Raw genomic sequence first — 14129 nt, forward strand, 5'->3', positions numbered from 1 at the left:
GATGCCTTTGCAGGCTTCCCTGTTTTTATTTCAACGTGCGTACATCCCCTGTTTTATTTGTGATGCCAACAGCATCAAAGTACTCGAGCAACTGCTGTGCAGGCTTACGAGAAATACCCAGTAAATCACGGTATTGTGCGAGGGTAATGTTGCTGTTTTTCAATAGATACTGTTTCAGTTTTTGTACCGCCGAATTGTAATATTCTGCACCAATACAGCATCCCGATGGTAATTTGATAAGTGCACCGCTATGCATCAACAAAAGGGCAACACGAAGCAGAGTTCGGTCATCAGATGCTATTGATTCGGGCGGTGCAGGTACAAAGCCTTGTTTATTGTAAAAAAACATCACCTTTTCTTTTAACGTAACATAAAGCGAGGTGCGCTCACAGCAAAAAGTTGGCAGGGCAACCATATGGGATAGAACGGAAATAACCCCACGTTTATTCAGTAAATGTAATATTTCATCCGCTGCAGGTGCAGGGTTCTGCCCAAACAGCGCAACTTTAAACTCCTGTTTTGGCATTCCTTCCTCTAGAGGGTTGCGATTATGATAATCGGAAAGAAGTGTCTGTGCTTTTTGTGCTATCAGTTGTAAATACTCTAATAATACAAACAGTTGTGAATCGGTTTTTATTACGTCGCCTTTGTCAATTAACGCTTGCAATTCTTCTTGAAGCCGCTCTTTTGGTATTTTAGGCATTTTAGAGTGTATTTGTTCTTGCATATACAAAACAGATGATGTTCTCATCAACTGTAAAATTTGCTCGCGGAGTGTGCCTGTATCTGCTATACGAATCGCATTTAGTACCGTAATATCACTGCGCTTATGGCGCACTGGGTTTGCATTCAGTACTGTCCCGCCGCCGATAGTACACAAAGGAGAGTAAAAACGAACCACAAATCGGTCCCCGTTTCTAACTGCTACAGGGCTTTCTAAGCGAAGTTGTGCGTAAGCGCTTTTGCCTGCTTGCAGTTCGTTTGTACCAAACAAAACTATACGACACAATACAGCCGAAGTGCCAATAAAAAGATGAACGCGCTGATTGTTGACAATTGGTTTTTCTATATTCGGCAAACCAATAAGCTTTACATCCAAATAGTATGTTGCACTCAATGAGCCTGAATAGGCAAGTACATCTCCGCGCTTTAGCTTTTGTTTGTTTATTCCGGTGAGATTTACCGCCGCACGCTGCCCCGCCGCCACTTTTTCAACATTTTTACCATAGCTTTGCAGCCCGCGTATCTTTGCAGCCTCTCCGCTTGGGTAAATGCTGATGCTATCGCCAACCGTAACAGAACCTTCGGCTACAACACCGGTTACTACCGTACCAAAGCCGTCTACGGTAAACACACGGTCGATAGGGAGCCGAAAGGACTGCGCGTCATTTTGGTAAGGGATACTTGCAGAAATGGTTGCTATTGCCGTACACAAAGCGTCAATACCTACACCAGTCTTACAAGAAACCGCATATACCGGTGCATCTGCAAGAAAGCTGTTTGCAAAACGCTCTGCAATATCCTGCTTTGCAAGGGCAAGCCCCTCCGCATCGACAAGGTCTGTTTTAGTTATTACAACGATACCTCGTTTGATGCCGAGCAGAGATAATATTTCAAGGTGCTCTGCGGTTTGAGGCATAACGCCTTCGTCGGCAGCAACTACCATCAAGACAAGGTCGATACATCCTGCACCAGCAAGCATATTTTTGATAAAGCGTTCGTGCCCCGGTACGTCGATAATGCCTGCCTGCACCCCATTGGGCAGCGCCATATGAGCAAAACCAAGGTCAATGGTAATTCCGCGGCGTTTTTCCTCTGCAAGGCGGTCGGTATCCATACCGGTAAGTGCACGAATCAGGCAGGTTTTACCGTGGTCGATGTGGCCTGCTGTTCCGATAATGATATGTTTCATAGTGCGTTTGCTACCCCCTGTGCCACCAAATCGAACTCATGCTCATCTATGGTGGAAACATCGAGCAACAAGCGGTTTTCGCTGATGCGTGCAATGATAGGTGTTTCAAAAGCACGCAATTTCTGTTCCAGCTGTGTAACGGTTATTTTATAAGGTGCAATTGCAACCGCCGCAGTTGGAAATACCTGTGCAGGTAAACTACCGCCACCCGCCTGCCGCTGTTGCCGAACCACCTCTACTGTATACCCAGGGCAGTTATCTAAAATCTTTTGGCATAGCAACTGTGCTTTTTCAGTTAGAGTGGCAATGTCTGCGAAAAGCATACGCAAAGCGGGGATTTCTTTGCATGCCTGTACAGGGTCACGATACAAATGCAGTGTTGCCTCAAGTGCTGCGAGCGATAATTTATCAAGCCTCAATGCTCGTGCTAGAGGGCTGCGTTTCATTCGGTTGATACATTCCGCAGAGCCTACAATAATACCAGCCTGTGGACCACCAAGCAGCTTATCACCGCTAAAGGTTACTATATCTGCACCGTCACGCAGAGCCTGCGGCACAGTTGGCTCAATCGAAATAGGGTATGCATGTTCATCAAGCAAAGCACCGCTTCCAAGGTCATATACAACGGGGATATTGCGTTGTTTGCCCAGCTTTGCAAGCTCAGTGAGCGGCACATCACCCGAAAATCCGATAATTTTATAGTTGCTGGTATGCACTTTTAAAAATACCGCTGTTTGGTCGGTTATTGCATTTACGTAGTCGCGCAGATGGGTTTTGTTGGTTGCGCCCACTTCAACCAAGCGCCCGCCGCTCTGCTCCATAATATCGGGGACACGAAAGCTATCGCCGATTTCTACCAATTCTCCGCGTGAAACAATAATTTCCCTATTGTTCGCAAGGGTGGAAAGTGTTAGCAAAATAGCCGCCGCGTTGTTGTTTACCGCCATTGCTGCTTGTGCCCCTGTAAGCTCGCAGAGCAGAGGTTCTATGTGCTCTCCTCGATTGCCTCGTGCGCCCTTTTCCGCATCGTATTCTAACGTGGAATACCCCGAAGCAGCGTCATACACTGCCTGCAACGCCGATTTACTCAGCGGAGCTCGCCCAAGGTTGGTGTGCAGAACAATACCCGTTGCATTGATGACACGCCGCAGGCTCATCGTGCTCAAGCAATTTGCCCTTGCCAACACCGCGTTACTAAGGCATTCTGTTGACGGCACTTCGTTGCACTCGCCTGCGATAAGCTTGGCTCGTAGGCTATCCAGTTCGGCGCGAACCGCCTGCAAAAGAACTGAATGATGATATTGCTGCTGTAAAAGCGCAGGCTGACGCAAAAGTTCGTCCACTTTTGGAATTTGGCGCAAAAGCGGGTTGGATGGCATCAAGCAACGCTCCTTTCGTCTTATTCTGCAAGAATTTTATGTATACACTTAACCACATAATCAATTTCAGTAATGGTGTTAAAATGGCTGATGGAAAAGCGCACTGTCCCCTGCGGGAAAGTACCCAGAGTTTTATGTGAATTGGGGGCACAGTGCAGCCCGCAGCGCGTCATAATACCATACTCACTATCAAGGCGGTATGCAACCTCCGCATTATCTTTGCCAAGAAAATCAAGCGACACAATCGCCGATTTTTTTGTTGCGTCGTCTACCCCCACCAAGCGCAACTTCTTTTCGGTAAGGCTTTCCATCATACGTTGTGTAAGTGACTGCTCCTGCTCTCGGATCCGGTCAATACCGTATTTTTCGAGATAATTGAGAGAGGTGTTCAGCCCATAAATACCGGGGAGGTTCGGAGTACCTGCTTCAAAACGGTCCGGCAACAGCAGCGGCAAGGTTTCAAGGTTAGAAAAACTGCCGGTTCCACCCGAAAATAAAGGGGTGAGCTCTTTTGCAAAAGAATCAGTAATAAGAAAGCCCCCTATCCCCTGCGGTGCAAGCAGCCCTTTGTGGCCGGTAAAGCACAATGCATCTAGGTGCATCGCCTGCATATTAATTGGAAAGGTGCCTCCTGTTTGTGCACAATCTACAATAAACTTTAATCCATGCTCGCGACAAAATGCACCCACCCATTCAATAGGCATCAAGGTACCGCAAACATTGGAAGCATGCGTCATTACAACGGCTCTTGTATTGGGGCGCAGCATCGATTCCATTTCATCTACCATCAGTTCACCGTCGCGGTTACATGGTATACGGTCAAATGTAACACCGTTTTCGGTAAGCTGTGTCAGAGGACGCATGACTGCGTTATGCTCCATTGCAGATATTAACAGGTGATCACCTGCTTTAAAGCAGCCTTTTAAAACCATATTCAGAGCAACTGTTACGTTTTGTGTAAAGATGACATTGCGCGGCTCGTTAAAACCGAACAAAGTACATAAACGCTCACGCGTATCAAGTACGACCTCCGCCGTACTGTAAGCATCTTCATATTCACCGCGGTTGACATTGCAACCAACATGCTCAATAAACTCACAAACACGCTGTGCAACTCCGGGAGCTTTGGGGTAGGTTGTACTGGCATTATCCAGATAGACTTTGCAGTTTTCAGCCATCTTTATCACCTCATAAAGCTATGATACTATTTTTTCTAAAAAACCGCTATATCTATAGATAAATTCTATAGATATGCACAAATTATATAAAATTGCAATGCCTAAATTTGGAATTTATATGCTATAATGATTATTAGTAATACTAATCTATCAGTGATTTTAACACGAAAGGGCGGTTGTTTTCTTGAAAGGAAAGATAAAAATAGTAGTTGCCGGGTTGATCATCGGCGTCATCTCGGTGGTGTTGGTGTTGATGGGCAACCCTGCCAATATGGGGTTTTGCATTGCTTGTTTTATTCGTGATACAGCAGGTGCAGTTGGTATGCACAGAGCGGAAATTGTGCAGTACATACGCCCCGAGATCATCGGTTTGGTTTTAGGCGCATTTCTTTTAGCAGTATGCAAAAAAGAGTTTTCACCGCGCGGCGGTTCTTCCCCCGTTACACGTTTTGTACTGGGCTTTTTTGTAATGGTTGGTGCACTGATGTTCCTCGGTTGCCCGTTTAGAATGATTCTTCGTTTGGCGGGCGGAGACTGGAATGCTGTGTTGGGTTTACTTGGCTTTACTGTTGGAATTGGCATTGGCGTTGCATTTTTAAAGAACGGATACAGCCTAAAACGCACTTATACCCTGCCCGCCTTAGAGGGTGCAGCTCTGCCGGTAATTCAACTTGTGATGCTTACTTTGCTGCTCGCAGCACCTGCGTTTATTCTGTTCAGCACCGAGGGGCCCGGTTCAAAACATGCCCCTATTTTAGTATCCCTGGCAGCAGGTTTGATTGTAGGTGTTATTGCACAGCGTACAAGGCTTTGCATGGTAGGCGGTATCCGCGATGTAATGCTGTTTAAAGACTGGACCTTGCTTGCGGGTTTTGCAGCAATTTTTGCAGGAGCCTTGGTTTGCAATTTAATATTTGGGTTGTTTCACCCCGGTTTTGCTAACCAGCCCGTAGCCCACACCGACGGACTTTGGAATTTTCTTGGTATGCTTGCTGTTGGCTTTGGCTCTGTACTTTTAGGCGGTTGCCCCATGCGCCAACTGGTACTTGCAGGCGAGGGCAACTCCGATTCTGCAATCACTGTGCTTGGTTTATTTGTTGGCGCAGCATTTGTACATAATTTTGGTCTTGCATCTTCGGGCAAAGGCCCTACTTTAAACGGGAAGATTGCTGTTATAACAGGGCTTATCATTATGGTAATTATCGCCGTTTGCAATATAAAAAATGCAAAGAAAGTTAAGGAGAAGGTATATGAACAACACAATTGATGCACGCGGGCTTTCTTGCCCACAGCCGGTTATTATGCTGAAAAAGGTACTGGATGCCAAACCCAATAGCTGCGAACTTTTGGTAGATAACCGTACCGCTGTGGAGAACACTACCCGCTATGCAGAAAATGCAGGCTATAAAGTTACGGTTGCACAAATAGATGACGAATATCATCTGAGCATTGTGAAATAAAAGCTATGATAACCTATATTGCAACTTTTTTTACCCACTTTGATGCAATCAGTTTTGCAAAGACACTGCACAAAAATGGGTTGGATGCAAAGCCAATGCCCGTGCCACGCAGGCTGTCATCCTCTTGCGGCACTTGCGTAAAATTCACCTCAGATGCTAGTCCATTAAATTACAAGCATGAGGGCATTGAGCAAATCGTATCTGTATCAGAAGACCACTATCAACTAGTATGGGACAATCGTTAGTTTCGTAGGTAAGAATTCATATGCACATTTCAGCAACACATTAAATATCTGAATACCAAAAAGCCATCCGAAGGTCAATATCGGATGGCTTTTTGGCTTGGTATCTATGGTTTATCGGAGATAGAAGTATGGCATATAAATAAGTTATTTGATGACGGTACCGGTTTTACCTGCAATGCCGTTTTTTGCCTTTTCAAGCAATGTAATTAAAGCAGTGCGGTTTGCTTTACTCTCTGCAAATTGTACCGCAGCCTGTACCTTAGGCAACATGGAGCCAGGCGCAAAATGCCCTTCTTCCATATATTTTCTCGCCTCATCAGGTGTAATTTCAGACAACCATTTTTGTTCGGGTTTGCCAAAGTTAATAGCGACCTTTTCAACCGCTGTGAGAATGATAAGGTAATCGGCATCAATCTGCTCTGCAAGCTTAGCACTTGCAAAGTCTTTATCGATTACCGCAGGGACACCTTTGAGGTGGTTGCCCTGTTTAATAACGGGGATACCGCCGCCGCCGCCCGCAATGACAATCTGACCTGCGTCGATCAGTGCCTTGATAATATCAAGCTCTACGATTTCCTGCGGTTTTGGAGACGCAACAACACGGCGGTAGCCGCGGCCTGCATCTTCAATTACTTTGCAGCCTTTTTCAGAAACTAATTTATCGGCCTCTTCTTTGGTCATAAATGCACCGATTGGCTTTGTGGGGTTTTCAAAAGCTTTGTCCTCGGGATCTACCGCAACTTGTGTTAACACGGTAGAAACCGCTTTTTTAATGCCGCGGTTGAGTAATTCTTCGCGCAGTGCATTCTGCAGGTCGTAACCAATGTAGCCTTGGCTCATTGCAACGCAAACAGAAAGTGGCGCAAGGGGCTGGTTGTGTACACGGCTGAATTCTGCCATTGCATTTTGGATCATACCTACCTGCGGGCCGTTGCCATGAGAAATAACAACCTGATGGCCCTCTTCGATAAGATCTGCGATGGCTTTGGAGGTTTCTTTGACAGCAATCATCTGCTCGGGGAGATTATTACCGAGTGCGTTGCCGCCGAGTGCGATGACTATCTTTTTGCCCATAAATTTTACCTCTTTCGGTTTATAATTGGCAAATTTCACAATTAATAGAAATAAAATGGCTCACCTACACAGAATTAGGGTTCATGCAGGTGAGCCATAAGAATTGTTAATGGTTCATGCAAGCAGGATTATTTCTGCATCCAACGCTCTAAGCCACGAGCCTCAAGAGCAGCAAGTGTCTTCTGAGGATCTTTTACTTTGGCCAAGAAGATCATAGCAGCAATGATGTAAGGTTTGTAGGAAGCCTCTTTGTACAAAGGTGTGCGGTAGCGATCGAATACCGATGCAGCAACTTCGCCCTCTTTGCAGCTAACGCCTGTAATATCGGCAGGCAGGCAGTGCATGTAAAGTGCTTTGCCGTCTTTTGTGGTTTTCATCAGCTCTTCGGTGCACTCCCAATCTTTGTGGTTGGCATTTTGAGCAAGCAGCTCTTTCTCAAGAACTTTGATACCGTCAAAATCGTTTTCGCCGTAAAGGTTGGTACGCTTCTCCATTGCAGCAAACGGTGCCCAGCTCTTGGGGTAAACAACGTCAGCATCTTTAAATGCTTCTGCCATGCTATTTACTTTCTTAAAGCTACCGCCGGAAGCAGCTGCGTTTTTCTTAGCAACTTCTTCAACCTCAGGCATTACTTCGTAGCCCTCGGGATGTGCAAGGACAACATCCATGCCGAAACGAGTCATCAAGCCGATGATGCCCTGAGGAACAGACAGAGGTTTGCCGTAAGAAGGAGAATATGCCCAAGTCATAGCAATCTTTTTGCCCTTCATATTCTCAATGCCGCCAAAATGGTGAACCAGAGCCAAAGCGTCTGCCATTGCCTGTGTGGGATGGTCAATATCGCACTGTAAGTTCACAAGAGTTGGTCTCTGCTCGAGAACGCCTTCTTTATTACCTTCTTGTACTGCTTCAGAAACTTCGTGCATGTAAGCATTGCCTTTGCCGATGTACATATCATCACGGATACCGACGACGTCTGCCATAAAGGAAACCATGTTAGCAGTTTCACGAACGGTTTCACCATGTGCTATCTGAGATTTACCCTCATCCAAATCTTGTACTTCAAGACCCAGCAGGTTGCAAGCAGATGCAAAGCTGAAACGTGTTCTGGTAGAGTTGTCGCGGAAAATGGAAATACCCAAACCGCTGTCAAAAATTTTGGTAGAAACGTTCTGTTCACGCAGATGGCGCAGAGCGTCTGCTACGGTGAAAACAGCTTTCAGTTCGTCGTCGGTTTTCTCCCAAGTCAGGAAGAAATCGTTTTGATACATTTTAGAGAAATCAAGTTTATTAAGAGTTTCGATATATTTGTTAAGTCCGCTCATTGTGTATCTCCTTTATAATTTTATTTAACCGCATTACCTGCGGGCTGTAAACGTAACTGTACTTATTTATTGCAGTAGATTGAAGGCATTGCGGCATAAACAGCAGCGCAACGAACCAAATCTTCTTTCCATGTTTTCTCGTTGGGAGCATGTGCCTGAGCCTCTTTACCGGGGCCAAAGCCGATGCAAGGGATGCCATAACGGCCCATAATGGAAACACCGTTGGTAGAGAAAGTCCATTTATCTACCTTAGGCTCACCGTACATGCCTTTGTAAGCCTCAACCATTGCTTTTGTAGCAGCATGATCTTCGGGAATAACCCAAGTTGGGAAGTAGCAGTCGGTGGGGTAAACAAGCCCGGTCCAAGACGGACGCTCGTAGGTGTACATGCTAACTTCTGCACCGTATTTCTTGCAAGAAGGCAGGTTACGTACTTCTTCCAAAGCCATCTCGTAGGTTTCACCATCGGTGAGGCGGCGGTCAAGAGAAACTGCACAAGAGTCTGCAACAGCGCAGCGAGAGGGAGATGTGTAGAAAATCTGAGAAGTGGTAACGGTACCTTTACCCAAGAACGGATCGTAGTGGAGGTTATTATTCAGCTCGCGAACTTCTTGCAGGATATCTGCCATTTTGTAGATAGCATTATCGCCGCGCTCGGGTGCAGAACCGTGGCAGGATACACCTTTTACATCAATACGGATTTCCATACGTCCGCGCTGGCCACGGTAAATGTTGCCGTCTGTTGGCTCGGTAATCACAACGAATTCCGGTTTCACTTTGTCTTCGTTGATGATGTACTGCCAGCAAAGTCCGTCGCAGTCTTCTTCCTGTACAGTGCCTGTTACAACAACAGTGTATTTATCGCTGAGAAGACCAAGATCTTTCATGATTTTTGCGCCGTATACGCCGGAAACAATACCGCCCAACTGGTCGGAGGTTCCGCGTCCGCCGATTTCGGTTTCTGTTTCGAAACCTTCATAGGGGTCAAATGTCCAGTTTGCTTTGTTGCCGATACCAACGGTATCGATATGAGCATCGTAGCCGATGAGGGTTTTACCTGTGCCCATATAACCCAGAATATTACCCATCGGGTCGATTACAACTTTATCAAAGTTGAGGTCTTTCATCTCTTTTTCAATTCTTTTGATGACGCCCTCCTCTTCGCAGCTTTCGCCGGGGATAGCAACGAGATCACGCAGGAATTTTGTCATTGCAGCTTCGTAACCCTGAGCTGCTTCTTTGATTTTGTTAAAATCCATGATTGTAGTCTCCTTTTCAAATTTTTGTTTATCGCAGATTTATTTACTGAAAAATATGCCTTTGCCGTGGTAGCTTATTTGTTGCAGTAGGTTGGATGAGCACCGTTCCAAACAATGCCGCGGTAACTATCAGGGTCGGTGTCTCCCTCGGTGGAGAACATCAAAATTTTAGAGTTTTCGTCAAGCTTCAGCGCTTCACGAAGGTCTTTATACTCATCGCTCTCCATCAGAGTAGCAATCAGGCCCATACCAACTGCACCTGATTCGCCCGAGACCACCTGCGGGTCACCTTTCATGGGTGCCCCAAGCATTCTCATACCTTTTGCAGCTACCCAATCGGGGCAGGATACAAAGAAACTGCTGTGATTTTTAAGAATATCCCAAGAAATTGTGTTTGGCTCACCACATGCCAAACCTGCCATAATCGTTTGCAAATCACCCTCTGCAAAACGGATTTTACCATCTTGCTCAGCAGCAGATTTGTAGAGACAAGCTGCAATTTCAGCTTCCATAATCACAGTGGTGGGGCAGTTATCGGGGTACATATTGGCAAAGAAGCCCTGCACCGCACCTGCCAACGAGCCTACACCTGCTTGCACAAAAATGTGAGTGGGTCTGTCCACACCGGCTGCTTTCAGCTGTTCGTAAGCCTCCATTGCCATGGTGCCATAGCCTTGCATAATCCAAGCGGGGATTTCTTCGTAGCCGTCCCATGCAGTGTCTTGCACCATAACGCCGTGCTCGGTTTTTTGCGCCATTGAATTTGCCATTCGAACACATTCGTCGTAGTTAACTTCTTCGATGCTAACCTTTGCACCCTCTTTTGCAATATTGTCAAAACGGGTTTTGGTAGAGCCTTTGGGCATAAGTACAACCGATTTTTGACCAAGTTTGTTTGCCGCCCAAGCAACGCCTCTGCCGTGGTTGCCGTCGGTAGCGGTAAAGAAAGTTGCCTGACCAAACTCTTCGCGGAGTTTATCGGAGGTTAAGTAATTATAATCAACTTCAGAAACGTCTTTGCCAAGCTGCTGGGCTATGTAACGAGCCATGGCAAAAGAACCGCCCAATACTTTGAATGCATTTAAACCAAAACGATAAGATTCATCTTTAACAAAAAACTCTTTAACACCAAGCACCCCTGCCATATTCTTTAAATGTGCCAAAGGTGTGGTTGTATATTGCGGAAAGCTTTTATGGAATGCTCTTGCTTTTTCTACCTCAGACAGCGCCATAACTTTTAGCTTCGCGTCATCGGTTTTAGGCATTTTGTTTTCTACCCATTTGATCTTATCCATTCGACAAACCCCTCCTAATTTTATAGCGGCAATTTTCATTGCGTAGTGTTGCTTTATGTCTCCATCATAGCACAGAAATAGAATAAATCAATAGATTTTCTAAAAAATTTTTAGATTTGCTCAAAAATATTTTATTTTTACCATAAAGTTGCTGTTTTATAGCTTGCTTTTTTCATTTTTAGATGATAAACTATCTAATAGTAACACTATAACTCTTTTAATGTTTTTTAATTGTGTACAAAGTGCAGTAAAGTCATACTTCGATTAAATTGTACCGAACCTAAAATATTTTTAGGGGTTTTAGCGTCGTTATAAAAACGAGTGCTTCGTGCACGGGCTACATTAAATATTGGGGAAACGAGGTGCAGTAATGTTTGAATTCGTGGTTAACGGAAAGACAACTTTTGCACAGAAGGATGAAAAGCTGATTACATATTTAAGAGAAACGCTTCATCTCACTTCTGTAAAAAACGGATGCTCTGAAGGTGCATGCGGAACATGTATGGTTTTGGTAGATGGCAAGGCGACAAAAGCCTGTATTTTAACCACAGCACGCGCAGCAGGTAAAAGCATTGTTACCGTAGAGGGGCTATCCTCTCGTGAAAAAGATGTTTACGGTTATGCATTTACGCATGTTGGTGCCGTACAATGTGGATTTTGTACACCGGGTATGGTCATCAGTGCCAAAGGCTTGATTGACACAAACCCAAATCCATCGCCTATGGATGTAAAAGAAGCGATTAAAAATAACATTTGCCGTTGCACCGGTTATAAAAAAATAGAAGAGGCAATTTTGCTTTCTGCTAAACTGTTCCGCGAGAACACCGCTGTACCAAAACAAGAATTTTGCGGTGTAATTGGCGAAAACCTGCACCGTGTGGATGCCACCGCTAAAGCACTTGGTACAGCAGAATATGCCGATGATATCCATATAGACGGCATGCTGTATGGAAGTGCAGTACGCAGCAGCTATCCCCGCGCCCTTGTAAAACATATTGATGTCACCGAAGCAAAAGCATTGCCCGGTGTTGTTACTGTGCTTACCGCTGCCGATTTGCCCGGCAACCATAAAATTGGGCATTTGAAAAAAGATTATGATGTGTTGATTGCCGAGGGTAAAGAAACTCATTTTATCGGCGATGCAATTGTGCTGATTGCGGCAGAAAGCAAGGAAATTTTGGAAGAAGCCAAAAAGCTTGTTAAAATTGATTTTGAAGAGCTGAAACCCGTTCTGTCTGTTCAGGATTCGATAGCAGAGGGTGCGCCGTTGATTCACGAAACCGGTAACCTGCTTGCCGACGAACATTTGGTGCGCGGCGACGCCGACGAAACAATAAAAAATTCGAAACACTCTGTAACAATGCGTTACAGCACACCTTTTACCGACCATGCGTTTCTTGAACCCGAAACTGCAGTTGCAATGCCAGAAGGTGACGGTGTGCTTATTTACTCAGGTGACCAGGGTATTTATCAGACACGCAAAGAGTGCAGCGAAGCACTTGGATTGCCCGAAGATAAAGTACGCGTCATTGCAAAAATGGTAGGCGGTGGTTTTGGCGGCAAAGAAGATATGAGTGTTCAGCATCATGCTGCTGTTCTCGCATACAAATCTCAACGCCCCGTTAAAGTTTCTTTTACGCGGAAAGAAAGTATTATGATACACCCCAAACGCCACCCGATGGAGATGGAGTTTACCACTGCATGTGACGAAAACGGTTACCTCACAGCGATGAAGGCAACATTGCTTGCCGATACAGGTGCTTATGCGTCACTCGGCGGCCCTGTTTTGCAAAGAGCTTGTACGCATGCGGCAGGTCCATACAATTATCAAGTAATTGATATCCACGGGCAGGCTTGGTATACCAATAACCCGCCTGCAGGCGCATTCCGCGGCTTTGGTGTAACACAAAGTTGCTTTGCAACAGAGTGCAACCTCAACCTGTTGGCTGAAAAAGTAGGCATATCCCCTTGGGAAATACGCTATCGTAACGCAATTCGTCCAGGTGAGGTATTGCCTAACGGACAAATCGCAGATGAATCTACCGCATTGGTAGAAACTTTGGAGGCTGTAAAACCATACATGGATGCTCACCCCAAAGCAGGTATTGCTTGTGCAATGAAGAACAGCGGGCTTGGCGTCGGCATCCCCGATACCGGACGCTGCCGACTAACCGTCAAAGATGGAAAGGTGCATATCCACAGCAGTGCAGCTTGCATTGGGCAGGGTATGGGTACCGTTGTTACACAAATGGTTTGCACAACTCTTAGTCTCTCCCCCGAACAAGTAATTTATGATGCGCCCGACACAAAAGAAGCACCCAATGCAGGCAATACAACTGCATCCCGTCAGACACTGTTTACCGGCGAGGCAACCCACCGCGCTGCTATGGCACTGAAAGAAGCACTGGGCAGTAATTCGCTCGAAAGCCTGAACGGCAGAGAGTTTATAGGCGAATACCTCGGTGTAACCGATAAAATGGGCAGTGACAAGCCAAACCCCGTCAGCCATATTGCTTACGGTTATGCAACTCACGTGGTAGATTTGGATGAAAGCGGCAAGCTTTTAAAGGTAATTGCAGCACATGATGTTGGCAAAGCGGTTAACCCCATCAGCGTTGAAGGGCAAATTGAAGGTGGCGTTGTTATGAGCCTTGGATACGCTTTAACCGAAGATTTTCCGCTGAAAGACGGTGTTCCCACCGCGAAATACGGTACACTTGGCTTAATGAAATCGACGCAAGTACCTGAAATTGAGTCGATGATCATTGAGAAGAGCCACAGTGACTTGGCATACGGCGCAAAAGGTATCGGTGAAATCTGCTCTATTCCCACTCCACCCGCAGTTCAGCTTGCTTACTACAACTTGGACGGCAAGTTTAGAACAAAACTGCCGATGGAAGACACCCCCTACTCCAGAAAAAAGAAATAAGCAGAACATAACAAAGAGCGCGAGACCAATAAAAAGGTCACGCGCTCTTTTTCGTCAGCTTATTTCAATAGAT

At 45.7% G+C, this 14129-nt stretch carries 11 protein-coding genes; 4 read left to right on the forward strand and 7 right to left on the reverse strand.

What is annotated here, in order from left to right; all coding sequences use genetic code 11:
• Positions 1-25 precede the first annotated feature (25 nt).
• The 3 genes from selB to EDD70_RS08495 are packed head-to-tail and all read right to left on the reverse strand — an operon-like array spanning position 26 to position 4469.
• Complete coding sequence (gene selB / locus EDD70_RS08485; RefSeq protein ID WP_092751077.1) at positions 26-1912, reverse strand: selenocysteine-specific translation elongation factor; 1887 nt, start codon at positions 1910-1912, stop codon at positions 26-28.
• Positions 1909-3291, reverse strand: coding sequence for an L-seryl-tRNA(Sec) selenium transferase (gene selA / locus EDD70_RS08490; RefSeq protein ID WP_092751075.1), 1383 nt, complete (start codon positions 3289-3291; stop codon positions 1909-1911). The genes selB and selA overlap by 4 nt, the downstream gene beginning before the upstream one ends.
• Before the next feature lie 20 nt (positions 3292-3311).
• Complete coding sequence (locus EDD70_RS08495) at positions 3312-4469, reverse strand: aminotransferase class V-fold PLP-dependent enzyme (RefSeq protein ID WP_092751073.1); 1158 nt, start codon at positions 4467-4469, stop codon at positions 3312-3314.
• Positions 4470-4653: 184 nt separating this feature from the next.
• Between EDD70_RS08495 and yedE the strand changes: the two genes are divergently transcribed.
• Genes yedE through EDD70_RS15350 form a run of 3 tightly spaced genes read left to right on the forward strand, consistent with a single transcriptional unit; the run spans position 4654 to position 6174 of the window.
• Entirely contained in the window at positions 4654-5736 is a 1083-nt protein-coding gene (gene yedE / locus EDD70_RS08500) for a YedE family putative selenium transporter (protein WP_092751071.1), read from the forward strand.
• Positions 5720-5929 (forward strand): sulfurtransferase TusA family protein, encoded by a 210-nt coding sequence (locus tag EDD70_RS08505; protein WP_092751069.1) that lies wholly within the window; start codon positions 5720-5722, stop codon positions 5927-5929. Before yedE ends, EDD70_RS08505 begins: the two co-directional genes overlap by 17 nt.
• Before the next feature lie 5 nt (positions 5930-5934).
• A complete protein-coding gene (locus EDD70_RS15350; RefSeq protein WP_092751067.1) occupies positions 5935-6174 on the forward strand; it encodes a putative Se/S carrier protein in 240 nt (79 codons plus the stop codon).
• A 144-nt stretch (positions 6175-6318) separates the two neighbouring features.
• Here EDD70_RS15350 and arcC read toward each other — a convergent pair whose 3' ends face one another.
• The 4 genes from arcC to dpaL all read right to left on the reverse strand — a co-directional run bounded on the left by arcC (position 6319) and on the right by dpaL (position 11127).
• Positions 6319-7248, reverse strand: coding sequence for a carbamate kinase (arcC, locus tag EDD70_RS08515; RefSeq protein WP_092751065.1), 930 nt, complete (start codon positions 7246-7248; stop codon positions 6319-6321).
• A 128-nt stretch (positions 7249-7376) separates the two neighbouring features.
• A complete protein-coding gene (gene ygeW, locus EDD70_RS08520; RefSeq protein ID WP_092751063.1) occupies positions 7377-8573 on the reverse strand; it encodes a knotted carbamoyltransferase YgeW in 1197 nt (398 codons plus the stop codon).
• Between the two features lie 62 nt (positions 8574-8635).
• Positions 8636-9832 (reverse strand): YgeY family selenium metabolism-linked hydrolase, encoded by a 1197-nt coding sequence (locus EDD70_RS08525; RefSeq protein ID WP_092751061.1) that lies wholly within the window; start codon positions 9830-9832, stop codon positions 8636-8638.
• A gap of 74 nt (positions 9833-9906) precedes the next feature.
• On the reverse strand, positions 9907-11127 hold the full coding sequence (dpaL, locus tag EDD70_RS08530) for a diaminopropionate ammonia-lyase (protein ID WP_092751059.1): 1221 nt from the start codon (positions 11125-11127) through the stop codon (positions 9907-9909).
• A gap of 370 nt (positions 11128-11497) precedes the next feature.
• On the opposite strand from dpaL, the gene xdh reads away from it, so the two are divergent.
• A complete protein-coding gene (gene xdh, locus EDD70_RS08535; RefSeq protein ID WP_092751057.1) occupies positions 11498-14056 on the forward strand; it encodes a selenium-dependent xanthine dehydrogenase in 2559 nt (852 codons plus the stop codon).
• Positions 14057-14129 lie beyond the last annotated feature (73 nt).

It is taken from the genome of Hydrogenoanaerobacterium saccharovorans, from assembly GCF_003814745.1.
Lineage (GTDB): Bacteria > Bacillota > Clostridia > Oscillospirales > Ruminococcaceae > Hydrogenoanaerobacterium > Hydrogenoanaerobacterium saccharovorans.